The organism is Nonomuraea sp. NPDC050790, from assembly GCF_044456745.1.
Lineage (GTDB): Bacteria > Actinomycetota > Actinomycetes > Streptosporangiales > Streptosporangiaceae > Nonomuraea.
Genome location: NZ_JBITGF010000001.1, coordinates 894,209 through 910,363 on the forward strand (window position 1 = coordinate 894,209; position 16,155 = coordinate 910,363).

Annotated in this window: 17 protein-coding genes; 10 read left to right on the top strand and 7 right to left on the bottom strand. The window is 71.2% G+C overall.

Going from position 1 to position 16,155, the window contains the following annotated elements; translation table 11 throughout:
* Positions 1-163 precede the first annotated feature (163 nt).
* The 3 genes from ACIBEJ_RS04100 to ACIBEJ_RS04110 all read left to right on the top strand — a co-directional run bounded on the left by ACIBEJ_RS04100 (position 164) and on the right by ACIBEJ_RS04110 (position 4,869).
* The gene (locus tag ACIBEJ_RS04100; RefSeq protein ID WP_397181106.1) at positions 164-2,815 is read left to right on the top strand and encodes a M4 family metallopeptidase; all 2,652 of its coding nucleotides are present in this window, start codon (positions 164-166) and stop codon (positions 2,813-2,815) included.
* A 115-nt stretch (positions 2,816-2,930) separates the two neighbouring features.
* The gene (gene thyX, locus ACIBEJ_RS04105; RefSeq protein WP_397181107.1) at positions 2,931-3,713 is read left to right on the top strand and encodes an FAD-dependent thymidylate synthase; all 783 of its coding nucleotides are present in this window, start codon (positions 2,931-2,933) and stop codon (positions 3,711-3,713) included.
* A gap of 61 nt (positions 3,714-3,774) precedes the next feature.
* Positions 3,775-4,869, top strand: a complete 1,095-nt coding sequence (locus tag ACIBEJ_RS04110) for a serine hydrolase domain-containing protein (RefSeq protein WP_397181108.1) — start codon at positions 3,775-3,777, stop codon at positions 4,867-4,869.
* Between the two features lie 63 nt (positions 4,870-4,932).
* On the opposite strand, the gene ACIBEJ_RS04115 is transcribed toward ACIBEJ_RS04110, so the two are convergent.
* Positions 4,933-5,238 (bottom strand): molybdopterin synthase sulfur carrier subunit, encoded by a 306-nt coding sequence (locus ACIBEJ_RS04115; protein WP_184963241.1) that lies wholly within the window; start codon positions 5,236-5,238, stop codon positions 4,933-4,935.
* Between the two features lie 3 nt (positions 5,239-5,241).
* Positions 5,242-6,321 (bottom strand): WD40/YVTN/BNR-like repeat-containing protein, encoded by a 1,080-nt coding sequence (locus ACIBEJ_RS04120; protein ID WP_397181109.1) that lies wholly within the window; start codon positions 6,319-6,321, stop codon positions 5,242-5,244.
* 151 nt (positions 6,322-6,472) lie between these two features.
* Here ACIBEJ_RS04120 and ACIBEJ_RS04125 point away from each other — a divergent pair, with 151 nt between their 5' ends.
* Complete coding sequence (locus ACIBEJ_RS04125) at positions 6,473-7,264, top strand: helix-turn-helix domain-containing protein (RefSeq protein ID WP_397181110.1); 792 nt, start codon at positions 6,473-6,475, stop codon at positions 7,262-7,264.
* Positions 7,265-7,282: 18 nt separating this feature from the next.
* Here ACIBEJ_RS04125 and ACIBEJ_RS04130 read toward each other — a convergent pair whose 3' ends face one another.
* The 4 genes from ACIBEJ_RS04130 to ACIBEJ_RS04145 all read right to left on the bottom strand — a co-directional run bounded on the left by ACIBEJ_RS04130 (position 7,283) and on the right by ACIBEJ_RS04145 (position 10,198).
* Entirely contained in the window at positions 7,283-8,395 is a 1,113-nt protein-coding gene (locus ACIBEJ_RS04130) for a globin domain-containing protein (RefSeq protein ID WP_397181111.1), read from the bottom strand.
* Between the two features lie 297 nt (positions 8,396-8,692).
* Entirely contained in the window at positions 8,693-8,977 is a 285-nt protein-coding gene (locus ACIBEJ_RS04135) for a hypothetical protein (RefSeq protein ID WP_397181112.1), read from the bottom strand.
* Positions 8,910-9,797, bottom strand: coding sequence for an AarF/UbiB family protein (locus tag ACIBEJ_RS04140; RefSeq protein ID WP_397181113.1), 888 nt, complete (start codon positions 9,795-9,797; stop codon positions 8,910-8,912). The genes ACIBEJ_RS04135 and ACIBEJ_RS04140 overlap by 68 nt, the downstream gene beginning before the upstream one ends.
* Before the next feature lie 2 nt (positions 9,798-9,799).
* The gene (locus tag ACIBEJ_RS04145) at positions 9,800-10,198 is read right to left on the bottom strand and encodes a hypothetical protein (RefSeq protein WP_397181114.1); all 399 of its coding nucleotides are present in this window, start codon (positions 10,196-10,198) and stop codon (positions 9,800-9,802) included.
* A 179-nt stretch (positions 10,199-10,377) separates the two neighbouring features.
* On the opposite strand from ACIBEJ_RS04145, the gene ACIBEJ_RS04150 reads away from it, so the two are divergent.
* Genes ACIBEJ_RS04150 through ACIBEJ_RS04175 form a run of 6 tightly spaced genes read left to right on the top strand, consistent with a single transcriptional unit; the run spans position 10,378 to position 15,600 of the window.
* Entirely contained in the window at positions 10,378-11,823 is a 1,446-nt protein-coding gene (locus ACIBEJ_RS04150) for an ATP-binding protein (protein WP_397181115.1), read from the top strand.
* Positions 11,824-11,864: 41 nt separating this feature from the next.
* Positions 11,865-12,269 (top strand): roadblock/LC7 domain-containing protein, encoded by a 405-nt coding sequence (locus ACIBEJ_RS04155; RefSeq protein ID WP_397181116.1) that lies wholly within the window; start codon positions 11,865-11,867, stop codon positions 12,267-12,269.
* Positions 12,266-12,628, top strand: coding sequence for a DUF742 domain-containing protein (locus tag ACIBEJ_RS04160; protein WP_397181117.1), 363 nt, complete (start codon positions 12,266-12,268; stop codon positions 12,626-12,628). Before ACIBEJ_RS04155 ends, ACIBEJ_RS04160 begins: the two co-directional genes overlap by 4 nt.
* Positions 12,606-13,232: a GTP-binding protein gene (locus tag ACIBEJ_RS04165; RefSeq protein WP_397181118.1), complete on the top strand. Its 627-nt coding sequence runs from the start codon at positions 12,606-12,608 to the stop codon at positions 13,230-13,232. Before ACIBEJ_RS04160 ends, ACIBEJ_RS04165 begins: the two co-directional genes overlap by 23 nt.
* A complete protein-coding gene (locus ACIBEJ_RS04170) occupies positions 13,229-14,395 on the top strand; it encodes a cytochrome P450 (protein WP_397181119.1) in 1,167 nt (388 codons plus the stop codon). Before ACIBEJ_RS04165 ends, ACIBEJ_RS04170 begins: the two co-directional genes overlap by 4 nt.
* The gene (locus tag ACIBEJ_RS04175) at positions 14,395-15,600 is read left to right on the top strand and encodes a cytochrome P450 (RefSeq protein WP_397181120.1); all 1,206 of its coding nucleotides are present in this window, start codon (positions 14,395-14,397) and stop codon (positions 15,598-15,600) included. Before ACIBEJ_RS04170 ends, ACIBEJ_RS04175 begins: the two co-directional genes overlap by 1 nt.
* Here ACIBEJ_RS04175 and ACIBEJ_RS04180 read toward each other — a convergent pair.
* Positions 15,597-16,079: a nuclear transport factor 2 family protein gene (locus ACIBEJ_RS04180; RefSeq protein ID WP_397181121.1), complete on the bottom strand. Its 483-nt coding sequence runs from the start codon at positions 16,077-16,079 to the stop codon at positions 15,597-15,599. The genes ACIBEJ_RS04175 and ACIBEJ_RS04180 overlap by 4 nt on opposite strands.
* Positions 16,080-16,155: the final 76 nt, after the last annotated feature.

The following is a 16,155-nucleotide window of genomic DNA, read 5'->3' on the forward strand; positions in this document are numbered from 1 at the left end:
TCCCCGCGACGGCCCGGGACCATAACTCCTTTGGACACATCTACGCGAAGCCCAGGAAAAGCGATATTTCCTGACCGATGGTATTGAATCGTGACGCGCCAGGGAGTCAGGGCAAGGTGATGATCAAGACGCCAGAACCCCTTACGCAACACCTGGAGGTGTCGTGTCCTGGCGTCCCATCACATCCGCGGCTCTAGCCCTCTCGCTCGCGTTAGCCGTCCCCCTGGTCGGCCAGGGCCCGGCCCACGCCGACGACCCGCCCGCGGTCGAGCCCCGCGCGGGCACCGAGGCCCCCGCGGAGGTGAGCGGCCTGGCCGAGCCCGCCGCCGGCGGCGACCTCGCCGGCGCGGCCAAGAACCACCTGAAGAACGCCCGCTACCACCTCGACCCCGCCGACCTCACCCCCGTCCAGGCCGTCACCGACGGCCAGGACGCCACGGTCAGGTTCGCCCAGAAGCACCGCGGCCTGCCCGTCCTCGGCGGGCAGTACCTCGTGCACTTCCGCGGCAGCGGCGCGGACCGGCAGGTCACCGGCGCCGGCGGCCGCTTCCTCACCGAGCTGGACGTGGACACCACGCCCAAGCTGACCGCCGAGTCGGCCACCCGGATCGCGCTCACCCGCTTCGTCACCGACCCGCTCACCCGCCGCGCCGTCAGGACCGGCCAGGGCAGCCTGGTCGTCGTCCCGCGCGGGAGCGGCGGCCGCCTGGCCTGGAAGCTGCCGATGACCGGCGTCGACCGGGCCGCCAAGAAGCCGCTCGCCTTCGATGCCTACGTCGACGCCCACTCCGGCCAGCCGCTTCAGGCCATCAGCCGGATCCAGATGGAGGGCCCCGTCACCGGCTCGGGAACCAGCGCGCGCGGCCAGGCCGTACCCCTGAACCTCTACCAGCGCGCCGACGGCGTGCACGAGACCCGCGACCGCGCCCGGCCGATGTGGAACGGCACGACCGGCGAGATCCTCACCTACGACGCGAACAAGAGCGACGTGTTCGACTGGATCGGGCCCGCCCTCCCGCCCGGCGCGAAGCTCGCCGAGTCGCCCACGCCCGTCCTCGGCCCCCAGCACACCGAGAGCGGCGCGGTCGACGCGCACTGGGGCAGCGGCAAGGTCTACGAGTTCTACCGCGGGCTCGGCCGGGAGGGCCTGGACGGCAAGGGCGGCTCGATGCTGTCCGTCGTGAACGTGACCTTCCTCGGCGAGCCGTTCGTGAACGCCCTGTGGGACGGCACCAAGATGGTGTACGGCGGAGGCGGCGCCGACTTCCACTCCCTGGCCGCCGGCCTCGACGTCGTCGGCCACGAGATGACCCACGGCGTCATCACCCACAGCGCGAACCTCGCCTACTTCGGGCAGTCGGGCGCCATGAACGAGGGCCTGGCCGACTACTTCGGCAACGCCATCGAGGTCGGTGCGCTCGGCATCCCGATGAGCCACCCCGACGCGAGCCTGCTCGGCGAGGGAATCTGCAAGACGCTGCCGCCCGCCGAGTGCGCCCTCCGCGACCTCGACGACGGCCGCTCCGCCGCCAAGGACTGGATCGGCGTCGGCGTCAGCCTCGACGGCGGCGGCGTCCACCTGAACTCCACGATCTTCTCCGGCGCGCTGTGGGACATCCGCGAGAAGCTGGGCACGAAGGCCGACAAGATCGTCTACAAGGCGCTGACGGAGTACATGACGCCGCTCGACGACTTCGCCGACGGGCGGCGCGCGGTCGAGTCGGCGGCCCGCGCGCTCGGGCTGTCCCTCCACGACCGGCTCACGGTCGCGCTGGCCTTCGAGCGCCACGGCATCCGGCGCGGCTGGGAGCGCGACATCCGCACCGACACCCGGGTGCTCATCGACAACATCACCGACGTCAACGCCCGCGTGGACGTCTCCGGCGACCGGTACGTGGTCGGCAACTCCTCGGCGGACGCCTCCGAGCCGAGCTCGATCCTCACCGGCCGGATCCGGGGCGGCAAGCCGGTCAGGCTCTCCCAGAACGACGGCTGGAACTTCGTCCCGGTCATCGACGGCCGGCGCGCGGTGTGGACGGCCTACGACGCTGACGCCGGCAGGTACCGGATCCTCACCAGGCCCCTGGACGGCGGCGCGGCGGAGAGCGTCGTCGCCGAGGTCGCCGAGACCGTCGGGTTCGTGGCCGCCGCAGGCGACGCCGTCGCCTGGGACGCGACGGACCCGGTCACGTTCGAGACGGACCTGTGGCTGAAGAGGGGCACGGCGCCGCCGGTCAACCTCACCGCGGACACCGACGTCTTCGGCACCGATCCCCAGCTGAAGAACGGGAAGCTGTCCTATCTGCGGACCTGGGTCGTGGGCCGGCAGGTGCACCGCGCACCCGTCGTCGTCGACGTGGCCACGGGCGCCGAGACCCGGCTGCCCGAGGTCCCCGCCACCGGTCCCGACCCGTCGTTCTCCGTCCTGCCCGTGCTGACCTCCAAGCACGTCGTGTGGTACGCCGACGCCGACGCGGACGACGTCTTCGGCCTGGTCAGAGCCAATCTCGACGGCTCGGGGCTGACCTGGCTGGTGCCCGACGGGGCGCGGGCCCTGCAGCCCAGCAGCATCGACGCCAACGACGAGACCGTCACCGTCGGCGTGTTCCCGCACGGCGACAACACGCTCACCAATCCCAACCTGCCCAAGCTGTTCCAGCTCCCGCTCGCGGGCGGGCCGCTGACCCGCTTCTCGTGCAACCGGGGCGACCAGTGGGCCAACGCCTCCGGCGAGCGCGCCCTGGCCACCTGGATCGACGGCACCGCCGGCGACACCGATCTGGTCTACCGCGACCGGCCCGCGGGCCGCTGCTGACCGCCTTCTGACCGCCCGCCGTACCTCGTCACCCGGAGGTACGGCGGGCGAGTCGCGAACCGACCCCCGGACCTGGTTTGCTAGGGCCGTCACATCGCCAAGCCGGGGGGCTGCCATGCACGCCGTTGAACCAGAGGTCTTTATCGTCGCCCGTCCCGAACTCGACTACGACGAGCTGGCCCGCTACCTCGGCGAGGTGGGCGGCACGTCGTGGCTGGAGCGGCTCGACCGGGGCGATCTCGACGCGCAGAACCTCGCCGAGTTCGCCGGGCGGCTGTGCTACCGCTCCTTCGAGCCCGGTCTCAACCCCAACGTGGTGCGCATCCGCAAGGACCAGGACGAGTACCTGCGCAACATCCTGGCCAGCGCCCACGGCTCGGTCCTGGAGCACGTCAGCTTCAGTTTCGTGCTGCACAACGTCAGCCGCGTCCTCACCCACGAGCTCGTCCGCCACCGGCCCGGCGTGGCCATCTCGCAGGAGTCGCTGCGCTTCGTCCGGCTGACCGAGCTGCCCTTCTGGTTCCCCGACTGGGCTCGCGAGGACCCCGAGCTGATGAAGCGGGCGAGCGCGGTGCTGGAGCAGCTCGAGGAGTTCCAGGGCTGGATGGCCGGGCACTTCGGCCTCGACGAGGAGGGCGTGCCGTTCTCGGAGAAGAAGCACCGCACCTCCTTCATGCGGCGCTTCGCCCCCGAGGGCGTGGCCACCGGCCTGGTCTGGACGGCCAACGTGCGCACGCTGCGCCACACCATCGAGGCGCGCACCGCGGTCGGCGCGGAGGAGGAGATCCGCATGCTCTTCCAGCGCATCGGCGAGCTGATGAAGAAGGAGGCGCCGGCGCTGTTCGGCGACTACGTGGTCGAGGACGGCGCCTGGGTCCCCGGCTGGCGCAAGGTCTGACCCCTGCACCGCCCGCGGAGTAAGGGTTTACGTCAGCGGGCGGCGCACCAACAATGAGCGTGTGCGCCGACTGCTGATCATCCTCGGAGTGCTGGTGCTGGTCGCCGCCGCGGCTTACGGCGGCCTGTGGGCCAGCACCGGCCGATCGCAACTGGCCAGAGCCTTCTTCTGGGGCGACTCCGACGTCGGGGACTGGCAGCGCTTCCCCTTCCGCAAGGTCGCCACCGGCACCCCGGCGCCGCTGCCCAAGCAGCCGCAGGCGATCCCCGGCCTGGACGAGCAGGCGCTGGCGGCGGGCCAGACCACCGCGTTCGTCGTGGTGCGCGACGGCAAGCTGCTGTACGAGGGCTACTTCAACGGCACCCGCCGCGACTCGACGCTGACCTCGATGTCGGTGGCCAAGTCGGTGCTGTCCCTGCTGGTGGGCGTGGCCGTGGGCGAGGGCAGGATCCGGTCGGTGGACGACCCGATCACCGCGTACGTGCCGGAGCTGCGCGAGCGCGACCCGCGCTTCGACAAGATCACGCTGCGGCACCTGATGGGCATGCGCTCCGGGCTGCGCTACGACGACGAGGGCACCCCGTTCAGCGACGACACCAGCACCTACTACAGCCCCGACCTGCGCTCGCTGGCCATCGACGACTCCGGCGTGGAGAGCGACCCCGGCCAGGGTTTCCGCTACAACAACTTCAACCCGCTGCTGGTCGGGCTGGCGCTGGAGCGCTCGACGAAGGTGCCGGTGGCGACCTACCTGGAGCAGAAGATCTGGCGGCCGCTCGGGATGGAGGCCGACGGCTCGTGGAGCCTCGACTCCTCCGACGGGTTCGAGAAGATGGAGAGCGGCGTCAACGGCCGCGCCGTCGACTTCGCCAAGCTCGGCATGCTCGTGGCCGAGCAGGGCTGGTGGAACGGGAAGCAACTCGTGCCCGCCGACTGGATCAACGAGCCCAACACGCCGGTGAGCGCCCCGAACGGCTGGGCCGACGGCTACCAGTACTTCTGGTGGGCGCGTGGTGCGGCCAAGGTCGCCTCCGGGCGCTACGGGCAGGTCATCTACGTGGTGCCGGAGAAGAAGCTGGTCATGGTCCGTTTCGGCGCCGACACCGGCGGACGGGCCTGGCCCGCGTTCATGGAGACGCTGGCCGAGCAGCTCTGAGCCGAGGCCCGCGCGGGCCCCGCAAAGGCTGGTCTGTGCGGGGCCCGCGCGAGGCCGCGCGGCTCACAGGGCGGGCAGGACGTAGACCTCGGCGCCCGGTGGGAGTTCGCAGTCGAGGCGGCCCACGCCGTGGCCGTTCTCGCCGCACACGATCATGTTGATGTGGCGGCGGATGCTGCCGTACTCGTCGCGCAGCCGTTCCTCCAGCGACGGGTGGACGCGGCGCAGCGTGTCGAGCGCCGAGCCGAGCGTCGGCGGCGTCTCCGGGTCGGCGCCCACGGCGAAGACCTTCACCTCGCTCTGCCCGCTGACCCACCGCTGGAAGGCGCTGGGCAGCACGAACACCACCATGGTGACGGGCCTGGCCATCGCCTAGAGCACCGCCGCCCGGACGGTCTGGACGTCGGGCAGGTGGCCGGCGATCTGCGACCAGCTCTGCCCGCCGTCGCGCGAGCCGTACACGCAGCCGTCGCGGGTGCCGAAGAAGACGCCCGCCTCCGACGCGGTCATCGCATCGCGCAGGACGGTGGCGTAGACGGGCGGTTCGGGCAGTCCCTCGTCGAGGGCCCGCCAGGTGTCGCCGGCGTCGTCGCTGCGGTAGACGCGGTAGCGGTGCTCGACCGGGGTGCGGTCCATGTCGGCGTTGAGCGGCAGCACGTAGACGGTGTCGGGCCTGGCCGGGTCGACCACGATCGGGAAGCCGAAGTCGGAGGGCAGCGACGAGCCGATGTCCTTCCAGGACGAGCCGAAGTCGTCGCTGCGGTAGACGCCGAAGTGGTGCTGCAGGAACAGGCGTTCCGGGCGCGCGGGGTGGCCGCTCACCTTGTGCACGCACTGCCCGAACTCCGGGTACTGCTGGCCCTCGGGCAGGAACGGCGCCCGGATGCCCTGGTTGGCGGCCTCCCACGAGGCGCCGCCGTCGGTGGAGCGGTAGAAGCCGCCGGTGGAGATGGCCACGCCGAGGACCTTCGGGTCGGTCGGGTGGTTGAGGATCGTGTGCAGGCACAGCCCGCCGCCGCCCGGCTGCCACTGCTCGCGGTGCGGGTGGCGCCACAGGCCCTCGACGAGCTCGTAGGTGACGCCGCCGTCCTCCGAGCGGAACAGCGCGCCCGGCTCGACCCCGGCCCAGACCACGTCGGGCTCGGAGGGCGAGGGCAGGAGCTGCCAGACGCGCTCCAGCGTCGCGCCGCTGTCCTCCGGGAAGGCGATCGGCGCCCGGTCGGCCTCCTGCCAGGTCTCGCCGAGGTCGTCGGAGTACATGACCGACGGGCCGAAGTGGCCGTACTCGATGCCGGCGAGCAGGCGGGGCGTGGCGCCGCGGTTGTCGATCGCCACGGCGGGCACGGCGACCGTCGAGAAGTGGATCGGGCCGACCTCGAACGGGCCGCCGTCGCTGGATCGCGCGAGGAACAGGCCCTTGCGGGTGCCGATCGCGAGTATGGCCTCACTCATGTCGGAGCTCCCATCGTTCGCATGTTCGCTTCTCGGCCATCGTGTCACGGCATGGCGGGTACCGCCGGTGACTGTGGGATTTGTACCGAAGGTCGTTCGATTACCCGCCAGGTAATCGTGATACTTCCCCTGGCTCGGTAGATTCCGGGCTATGGAAGCGCTTGCTCTGCATGAAGAGTCCTTTGGCGACCTGCTGCGATCCTGGCGGCAGCGGCGCCGTGTCAGCCAGCTCGACCTGGCGATCGAGGCCGACGTGTCGGCCCGGCACATCAGCTTCCTGGAGACCGGCAGGGCCAAGCCGAGCCGCGAGATGGCGATGAAGCTGGCCGAGGAGCTGGAGGTGCCGCTGCGGCACCGCAACAGGCTGCTGGTGGCGGCCGGGTTCGCGCCGGTCTTCCGCGAGCGCGACGTCACCGCCCCGGAGATGGACGCGGTACGGCGGGCCCTGGACAAGATCCTGGCCGGGCACCAGCCGTACCCGGCGCTCGTCGTGGACGCGGGCTGGAACCTGGTCGCCGCCAACGAGGCGGCCGGGATGTTCATGGACGGCGTGCCCGACCACCTGCTGAAGGACCCGGTCAACGTCATGCGGCTGTCGCTGCACCCCGAGGCGATGGGCGGACGCCTGGTCAACCTGCCCGAGGTACGCGCCCACCTGCTGCACCGGCTGCGCCGCCAGGCCGAGACCAGCGGCGACGGCCGCCTGGCCGAACTGCACGACGAGCTGGCCGCCTACACCTACCCCGGCGTCGAGCTGAACGTCGCCGTCGTGCCCAGCCCCGCCGACATCCTGTTGCCGCTGCGGGTGCGGCAGGGGGAGCACGTGCTGTCGATGTTCACCACGATCGCCACCTTCGGCACGCCCGTCGAGGTGACGGTGTCGGAGCTGGCCATCGAGACGTTCTGGCCCAACGACGAGGAGACGGCGGCCTTCTTCCGCTAGGCCGCTCGATCTTCTTCGCTAGGCCCGCTCGATGTCGCGGTGGATCCTGGACAGCGGCACGCCGTCGATCTGCAGGCGGCGGACGGTCTCGTTCACCATCGCGGTCGGCCCGCAGACGTAGACGTCGTGCTCGGACCAGGTGTGGAAGCGCTGGGTCACCTCCGGCAGGTGGCCGCGCATGCCGTCCCAGGACGGCTGGTCGGAGACCACGGGCAGCACCCGCAGCCAGGGGAACGCGGACTCCATCCTGATCAGGTCCGGCAGGTCGTAGAGCTCCTCGGCGGTGCGCGCGCCGTACAGCAGGTGGATGTTGGGACGCCGGCCCGAGGCGATGACGTGCTCGATGATGGCCTTGATCGGCGCCAGCCCGGTGCCGCCCGCCACGCACAGCATGTCGCGGGCGCCGTCCTCCTCGGCGGCCATCGTGCCCATGGGCGGGCCGAGCATGACGGTGTCGCCGATGCGCGTGTGCCGGATCAGGGTGGTGGACACCCAGCCGCCCGGCACCCCGCGTACGTGCAGGCGCAGGGTGTTGTCGGCGCGCGGGGCGTTGGCGATGGAGAAGGTCCGCCACACGCGCGGCCACCGCGCCGTCTGCACGTTCACGTACTGTCCCGCCGTGTACGGCAGGCGCTGCGTCGGCCGGAGCGTGAGGACGGCGATGTCCTGGGCACGGCGTTCGTGGTCGATCACCTCGGCCAGCCACCACGCGGGCGAGACCCCGGCGTCGGCGGAGGCCGATTCGATCATGAGGTTGGCGGCGGCGGTGTAGGCGGCGACCCAGGCCGCCTCGATCTCGGCGTTCCACACGTCGGCGGCGAAGCGCCTGATCGTGGCCAGGAGCGCGTTGCCGACGGCGGTGTAGTGCTCGGCGATCACGCCGTACTTGCGGTGGTCGCGACCGAGCTGGCCCAGGTAGGAGGCCAGGGTGCCGGGACTGTCCAGGCTCCACACGATGCGGGTGAGGGCGGTGAAGAGGCGGTCGCGCTGGACGTCCATGGCCGGCGGGAACATCCCTCGCAGGTGCGGGCTCTCGGCGAACAACCGGCCGTAGAAGTAGGCGGCGGCTTTGTCGGCCACCGGTTCGACGACGGAGAAACTTTCCTTGACCAGGCGCGGATTCAACGTCATTTAACTGACCCCACTAATTGGCCGGAATCTCATTCCGGTCGTGATGTTCACCTCCCTGACGGCTCCGGGTGTCGAGCGCTCAGCGGGCCCCGGCTCGGCCGATCGCTCGCTTCGGAGTCTGGCATCCCTGCGTTGGGGCCACAACCGTTTCACCTCAATATGGTGCGAACCACAACTATCCGTAACTGTAACGTTATTTTCCGCATTCATCTGGTTATGGCGGCGGACTTTGAAAGTGAAAGTTAATCGGATTCGCATTGTCGAGCCGGTTTCGGGGCCTATCGCGTGAAGCGTGAGCTAGCCGGATCTCGGGTTGAAGACGAGGGCCAGGGAGCGCAGCGCCAGGATGAACCCGATCAGCAGCAGGCCGCCTCCGGCCACCGCGAGCAACCGGACGTTCGGGGTGATCATCGGTCCGGCGTCCGCCGTGATCAGCATGCTGGCTCCCAGGGTCGCGCTCCCCGCCAGCACCGCGATCACGACCTGCCGCACCAGTCCGGTCAGGAAGCGCCGGTCACCGTCGTCGGCCAGCGGCCGCACGTTCAGCGAGAGCCGGCCCTGCTCGCGGGCGGCGCCGGCCATGTCGACGTCGGGGCTGATCAGCGCGAGGTTCCCGTCGAGCGAGGCCGGCGCGCGGAACGCGGCGGCGATCTGCGGAGGTACGGCGAAGCCGTTGTCGTGCACCACCTTGAGCAGGCATGCCGAACATGCCGGCCGACCCGCCCCGCCCGTACCCGGTCCTGTAGCGGACCATGAGCTGCCCGATCTGCCGCTCCAGGTCGCGTTCGGCGAGCCCGCGCGAGCGCCCCCACGGCGTGCTCCGCTCCAGCCTGCGGCTGAGCCTGAGGATGATCTCCATGTCGGCGGCGACCTCGGCGCGGGCCCGTGGGCGCTGCACCTTGAGCACGACCTCGCGGCCGTCCAGCAGCCGCGCCGCATGCACCTGGGCGACGGAGGCGGCGGCCATCGGCTCGTGGTCGATGCCGGCGAACACCTCCGCCGGCGGCCGGCCCAGCGCCGCCCGGATGGCCGCCTCGATCGCGGGCCACGGCTCGGGCTCGGCCCTGGTCTGGAGCGTCGCGAGCTGGTCGGCGAACGGGCCGGGGATCAGGTCGCGGCGGGTGGAGAGCATCTGCCCGAGCTTGACGAAGGTGACGCCGCCCTCGTTGAGCGCGGCCCTCAGGGAGCGGGCGAGCTTCGCGCCGCCCTGGTAGACCCGGCCGTCCGCGACGATCCCGGTGAACTGGGAGAAGGACGTGACGGCCGAGCCGATGGCGCTGGTCACGAGCAGGCCGGCGACGATCGTGCGGGGCCAGCCGACCGGGATGCCGAGGGCGCGCCTGGCCACGACCGCGGCCACCCAGGCGGTGGCGGCCAGGCCGAGGGGAGCGAGGAGGTCCATGCCTACGAGCCCTCCTCGTCGTTGCCGTCGTCATCGTGCTCGTCGGCCTTGCGCAGGGCCCGCAGCATGCGGGACTCCTCCTGGTCGATCCAGCGCACGGTCGACTTCGTGACGTGCTTGCCGTAGCGGAACAGCAGCTTGGGCGCGCCCAGGGAGGCGGCCTGCTCCTCCACGGGGATCCGGTCGCCGGGCAGCACCGCGTCGATCACCTTCTCGAACTGGGAGAAGATCTTCTTGCGTTTCTCCAGGAGGCGGCCGACGAGGTCGGGGCTGCCGCCGCCGGCGAAGCAGAGCTTGACCAGGTTCTCGTCCCTGATCTGGACGGGGGAGGACAGCGACTCCAGCCAGGATCGCAGCGCCGCGCGGCCGGCGTCGGTGATCTCCCACAACCACAGGATCACGATAAATCGGCTAAAAGCGGATAAACCCAACCTTTGCCATATATCTGACAGATAACGCGGGAAGGATTGACTGAGCGTGTGAAGTCGGAATAATCGGATCTTGGTGTGAGTTCCTCCGCCGCCACAAGCGACATCCCGCAGGACGGCCACGCCTCCCATCCACCCATGCAAAGGTTGTCATGGCTTCCCCTCGCTCGCCCCAGCAGGCGCAGTGGCTCTGGCCCGTCACCCTGGCCCTCCCCGTCCTCGCCGCGCTGCTGGCCTTCGCCGCCGCGACCGGCGCCGCCGCCTGGTTACCGGTGGCCGCCGGCGTGATGGCGCTGGTCGGCGCGGTGGCCGTGGTCGCCGTCCGGTACGAGAACAGGGTCACCGTCCAGGCGCTGGAACAACGGGAGCGGGCGAGCAAGCAGCGCGAGGCCGAGTTCCAGCACCACGTCCAGCAGCGCAACCTGCAGTGGAACAACCACCTGGCCGCCAGGTCCGCCGCCCTCGACGAGGCGGTCAAGCACCTGGTCACCGAGCGCGTGCCCGCGGTCAGGAACGACAGCCCGCCGCCCCCGCCGTACCAGAACGCGGCCCTGGAGGAGGAGGTGGCCGCCCGGCTGGAGGACGTGCTCGACGCCGTGGCCGAATCCGCCAAGCAGGACCGCGAGCGGCAGGAGTCGCTGCGGCTGGCCGTGGTCGCGCTGGCCCGACGGGTGCAGACCTCCGCGCACCGCATCCAGGAGAACGTCTCGCTCATGGCCGAGCGGCACCCGGGCAACCCGGACGTCCTCGAGGCCAGCATGCAGATCGACCACGCCGCCGCCCAGCAGGGCCGCCACGCCCAGAGCCTGGCCGTGCTGTGCGGCGACTGGCCGGGACAGCAGTGGCCCAAGCCGCTCGCGCTGGTCGACGTGGTACGCGCCGCCGCCTCCCGCATCGTCGCCTACAAGCGCGTCGAGGTCTCCGGCGACCCCGACACCGCCGCCTCGGCCAAGGTGGTCGAACCCCTCATCCACCTCGTCGCCGAACTCCTGGCCAACGCCACCCAGTCCTCGCCCCCCGCCACCACGGTGCTGGTCGCCGTCCGCAACGTCCAGCGCGGCGCGGTCATCGAGATCGACGACGGCGGCGTCGGCATGGACGAGCACCACCTGGAGCAGGCCCGCGAGGTCGTCTCCGGCCGCCGCGAGGTCGGCGTCGGGGAGGTGGGCGAGATCCCGCAGACGGGCCTGGCCGTCATCGGCCACTACGTGCGCCGCCACGGCTTCCTGGCCGACCTGCTGCCCTCGCCGTACGGGGGCGTGCGCGCCGTGGTGCTCGTGCCGAGCGAGGTGGTCGAGACGCTGGAGCCGGTGTCCGCGCCGCCGGTCAGGGCGGCCCGGCCCGCCGTACCGCAGGAAAGGGCGCCGCACGCCGCGCCCCCGGAGGCCGACCTGCCCCGCCGCCGCTCCAAGCGCGGCGAGGCCGCGCCCTCGGCAGAGGGTACGGCGGGCAGCCTGTTCACCGCGCAGGACGAGCAGGACACGCCCGCGGACCGGCAGGCGGAGACGACGGCGGAGAAGACGCCCGAGCAGGCGGGCGCCTGGATGGCGGCCTTCTTCGACCACAACGCCGACACCGAGCCCGGCGACGACGATTAGCGGACGGACGATCGACGGACGGACGTTTGACGGATGGACGAATGACGGAGGAACGGATGCAGCAGGACCAGGACTGGATGATCGGCGAGGTCGTCTGGGTCCCCGGTGTCAGGCACGTCGTCGTCCTCAGCTCCGACGGCCTGCTGAAGGCCCGCTCCGCGGGCACCCCGCGCGACGTGGCCGACCGCCTGTCGGCGGCCTGCTCGGGCCTGCAGTCGCTGGCGCAGAGCGTGGGCAGGGAGTTCGGCCTGGACGGCGGCGCGGTCAAGGAGCTGATGGTCGGCTTCGAGGGCGGCTACCTGTTCGCGCGCTCTGCGGGCACCGGCTCCCACCTGGTGGTGATCACCGAGCCGGTGGTGGACCCGCGCCTGATCGCCCAGCAGATGCAGGCCCAGGTCATCAAGATCGGCGAACGGAACTTCAGCACCCCGGCCCGCCGGGCATGACGGACCCGGGCGACTACAAGGACCAGGCGGTCCGCCCGTACGTGCTGACGCAGGGCAGGGCGCGTCCCTCGCGCAACACGATCGGCCTGGACACGCTGCTCGTGGTCACCGAGACGGGCAAGCCGCTGCCCGTCTCGGCCAGCCGCCAGGAACGCGACCTCGTGCGCATGTGCCGCAGGCTGCTGTCGCTGGCCGAGGCGGCGGCCCACCTGGAGCTGCCGCTCAGCGTCGCCTCGATCCTCGCCTCCGACCTGGTCGACTCCGGGCACCTCACCGCCCGCTCACGGATCCCCGAAGTTGCCCGGCCGTCACAGAACATGCTCAAGGAGGTGCTGGATGGCCTCCGCAGGCTCCGCTGACCGCTACCTTCCCGACACGGTCCAGGAATCGGTGAAGATCCTCGTGGTCGGCGACTTCGGCGTCGGGAAGACCACCATGATCGGCTCGGTCAGCGAGATCGAGCCGCTGCGCACCGAGGAGACGATGACGCAGGCCAGTGTCGGCGTCGACGACCTGGCCGGGCTGGAGGCCAAGGCCACCACGACCGTCGCCATGGACTTCGGCCGCATCACGCTGAGCCCGCTCACCGCGCTCTACCTGTTCGGCACGCCGGGACAGCAGCGCTTCTGGGACCTGTGGGCGGGGCTGTCGGAGGGGGCCGTGGGCGCGCTCGTGCTCATCGACACGCGGCGCCTCGAAGGCAGCTTCGAGGTGCTCGACCAGCTCGAACTCCGCGGCGACCTGCCGTTCGCCGTCGCGGTCAACCTGTTCCCCGACTCGGTCAGGCACAGCAGGAAGGCGCTGCGCGAGGCGCTCGACCTGGCTCCCGACACGCCGATCGTCGAGTGCGACGCCAGGAACCGGGCCTCCTCCCTCGACTGCCTCATCACGCTGGTCGAGCACGCCGTACTGAAGGAGCAGGCGGGTCCGGAGACGCCCGCCGTACAGAAAGAGAAGGCATGACCACCCCGCTCACGGCCACCACCGACTTCGAGGAGCTGCGCCGGCAGTGGGGTGACGTGGCCTGGGTCGAGCTGGAGCCCGGGGTGGGCGCCTGGCTCGTCATGGGCTACCAGGAGATCCTCACCATCACCCGCCAGGAGAAGCTCTACAGCCGCGACGCCCGCAACTGGCGGCTGTTCCAGGAGGGCGTGGTGCCGCCCGACTCGGGACTCGGGCCGATGATGTTCTGGCGGCCGAACGTGATCGGCGCGGACGGCGGCGAGCACCGCAGGCTGCGCCGCCCGCTGGACGACGGCGTGGCCGCGATCGACCAGCGGCGCATGCGCCGCTCGGTGGAGGGCATGTGCGCCGACCTGATCGCCGGCTTCCGCGACAAGGGCAGCGCGGACCTGGTGGGGGAGTACGCGGCGGTCATCCCGATGCTGGCCATCGCCGACCTGTTCGGCCTGGACGTCACCCAGGGCCACGAGCTGCTGGCGGCGTTGCGGGCGCTGTTCGGCAGCGCCGAGGACTCGCAGGCCGGCAACAAGAAGTTCGAGGAGATCCTCGGCGGCATCCTGCTCGCCCGCCGGCAGGAGCCCGCCGACGACCTCACCAGCCGCTTCCTGAGCCACCACGACCTGAGCGGCGACGCCGAGGTGCTGCAGTCGATGGTGGTGATGATCTCCGCCGCCCAGGAGACCACGACCACGTGGATCTCGCAGACGCTGCGCCTGGTGCTCACCGACCCGCGCTTCGCCGGCCGCATGCGCGGCGGCCGCCTCGGGGTGGACGACGCGCTCGACGAGGTCCTGTGGCGCGACCCGCCGATGACGAACATGCCCGCCAGGTACGCGCTGCGCGACACCGAACTCGGCGGCCGGCGCATCGCGCGGGGCGACGCCCTGGTCCTGGGCCTGGCCGCGGCCAACGCCGATCCGGCGGCCCACACCGGAGAGGCGGTGATCGAGCTGGGCAACCGGGCGCACCTGGCCTGGAGCGCGGGCCCGCACGCCTGCCCCGCCCCGGTCCCGGCCCGCCTGATCACCCGTACCGCGGTCGAGACGGCCCTGCACCTGCTGCCCGACGTCCGCCTCGCGGTGGCGCCGGAGGAGCTCACCCCGCACCCCTCGCCGTGGACCCGCTGCCCGGCGGCGCTCCCGGTCCTGTTTGGAGATCACTGATGGAGATCATCGCCCTCGACCCCGCAGGAACCGACCACCACGGCGAGGCCGCCAGGCTGCGCGCGGCCGGGCCGGTCGTGCGGGTGGAGCTGCCCGGCGGCGTGCGCGCCTGGGCCGTCACCCATCACGAACTGCTGGCGGAGCTGGTCGCCGATCGCAGGGTGAGCAAGGACTGGCGCAACTGGAACGCGATCCGGCGCGGCGAGATCCCCGACGACTGGCCGCTGATCGGCATGGTCAAGGTCACCAACATGGTCACCGCCGACGGGAGCGAGCACCACCGGCTGCGCAAGTTCGTCACCAGGACGCTGACGCCGAAACGCGTCCAGGGCCTGCGGCCGCGGCTGGAGCAGATCGTGGGCGAACTGCTCGACGAGCTGCCCGGCCACGCCGCCGCGGACGGTGTCGTGGACCTGCGGGCGCACTACGCCTACCCGGTGCCGATGCGGGTCATCTGCGAGCTGGTCGGCGTGCCGGAGGAGGAGCGCGACGAGCTGCGCGCGCTGGTGGACAGCATCTTCCGCTCCACGACCTCGCCCGAGGAGGTGCTGCGCACCCAGCGCGACATCCACCTGCTGCTGGGAAGGCTGGTGGCGGCCAAGCACGCCGCGCCGGGCGAGGACCTGACCAGCGCGCTGATCGCCGCGCAGGTGGACGACCCGGAGCGGCTGACCGACGAGGAGCTGGCCGGGACCATCTGGCTCATGCTCGCCGCCGGGCACGAGACCACGCTGAGTCTCATCGTCAACGCGGTGCGGGCGCTGCTCACCCACCCCGAACAGCTCTCGCCGGCGCTGAAGGGCGACGAGGCGACGTGGGCCGCGGTGGTGGAGGAGACGCTGCGCTGGGACGCACCCATCGGCAACTTCATGGCCCGCTACCCGCTGGAGGACCTCACGGTGGCCGGGGTGACGATCCCGGCGGGCGAGGCCGTCCTGGCCCCCTACAGCGCCGTGGGCCGCGACCCGGGTCAGCATGGGGAGGACGCGGCCCGCTTCGACATCACCCGCGAGCAGCGCCGCCACCTGGCGTTCGGGGGCGGGCCGCACGTGTGCCTGGGGGCCGCGCTGGCCCGGATGGAGGCCGCGGTGGCCCTGCCGGCGCTCTTCTCCCGTTATCCCGAAATGTCGCTCGTGGCTGCGCAAATTCCCCCGGTGCCGTCGTTGTTCTCCAACTCGGCCGCCACCCTTCCGGTGCGCCTCTAGCCGAAGATCGCGGGCGGGTCGCCGGTGTACCAGACGTTGTCGATGACGACCCGGGTCATCAGCCAGCGGCCGTCCCGGCGTACCAGCTCCACGTCGTAGAGGTTCTTCAGCAGCGCGTGCGTGCTCCGGTCGGCGGTGAGCACGTGCTGGGCCTCGACCATCGCGGTCAGCCTGGCCCGGTCGCCGCCGACCTGGACGCGCGGGTTGGTGACCTGGTGCGTGGTCGCCACCCGCCCGGCGAAGCCGTGCAGGATGGTCGTGACGATCGTGTCCCTGCCCGACATCACCGGCGGCGTGGCGCCCCATTTGCTCGCGGCGGGACCGAAGTCGAGTTCGGCGTCCTCGGCGAAGGCCGAGGCGAACAGCTCGGCGTCTGCCAGGTCCTGGCCCAGCCCGAACCGGTACAGGGCGTCGGTGATCTCCAGCAGGTCGCGCGGCTCCGTGCCGCCGGGAAGCGCGCGGTCAGTAGTGACGAACATGTGATTCATCCTTGTTTCATAGGTTCTCGCCATCAATGCGACTCTGTGCAAGGATCATGAAGCGTGGTTTAACGGT

What these genes read in the sequence shown, in the direction of transcription:
- ACIBEJ_RS04125 (WP_397181110.1), top strand. Translation starts at nt 6,473, where the DNA reads ATGGAAGCGCTTGCTCTGCATGAAGAGTCCTTTGGCGACCTGCTGCGA.
- ACIBEJ_RS04175 (WP_397181120.1), top strand. Translation starts at nt 14,395, where the DNA reads ATGGAGATCATCGCCCTCGACCCCGCAGGAACCGACCACCACGGCGAG.
- ACIBEJ_RS04120 (WP_397181109.1), bottom strand. Translation starts at nt 6,321, where the DNA reads ATGAGTGAGGCCATACTCGCGATCGGCACCCGCAAGGGCCTGTTCCTC.
- ACIBEJ_RS04115 (WP_184963241.1), bottom strand. Translation starts at nt 5,238, where the DNA reads ATGGCCAGGCCCGTCACCATGGTGGTGTTCGTGCTGCCCAGCGCCTTC.
- ACIBEJ_RS04130 (WP_397181111.1), bottom strand. Translation starts at nt 8,395, where the DNA reads ATGACGTTGAATCCGCGCCTGGTCAAGGAAAGTTTCTCCGTCGTCGAA.
- thyX (WP_397181107.1), top strand. Translation starts at nt 2,931, where the DNA reads ATGCACGCCGTTGAACCAGAGGTCTTTATCGTCGCCCGTCCCGAACTC.
- ACIBEJ_RS04135 (WP_397181112.1), bottom strand. Translation starts at nt 8,977, where the DNA reads ATGGCCGGCGCCGCCCGCGAGCAGGGCCGGCTCTCGCTGAACGTGCGG.
- ACIBEJ_RS04160 (WP_397181117.1), top strand. Translation starts at nt 12,266, where the DNA reads ATGACGGACCCGGGCGACTACAAGGACCAGGCGGTCCGCCCGTACGTG.
- ACIBEJ_RS04180 (WP_397181121.1), bottom strand. Translation starts at nt 16,079, where the DNA reads ATGTTCGTCACTACTGACCGCGCGCTTCCCGGCGGCACGGAGCCGCGC.
- ACIBEJ_RS04150 (WP_397181115.1), top strand. Translation starts at nt 10,378, where the DNA reads ATGGCTTCCCCTCGCTCGCCCCAGCAGGCGCAGTGGCTCTGGCCCGTC.
- ACIBEJ_RS04170 (WP_397181119.1), top strand. Translation starts at nt 13,229, where the DNA reads ATGACCACCCCGCTCACGGCCACCACCGACTTCGAGGAGCTGCGCCGG.
- ACIBEJ_RS04140 (WP_397181113.1), bottom strand. Translation starts at nt 9,797, where the DNA reads ATGGACCTCCTCGCTCCCCTCGGCCTGGCCGCCACCGCCTGGGTGGCC.
- ACIBEJ_RS04165 (WP_397181118.1), top strand. Translation starts at nt 12,606, where the DNA reads ATGGCCTCCGCAGGCTCCGCTGACCGCTACCTTCCCGACACGGTCCAG.
- ACIBEJ_RS04155 (WP_397181116.1), top strand. Translation starts at nt 11,865, where the DNA reads ATGACGGAGGAACGGATGCAGCAGGACCAGGACTGGATGATCGGCGAG.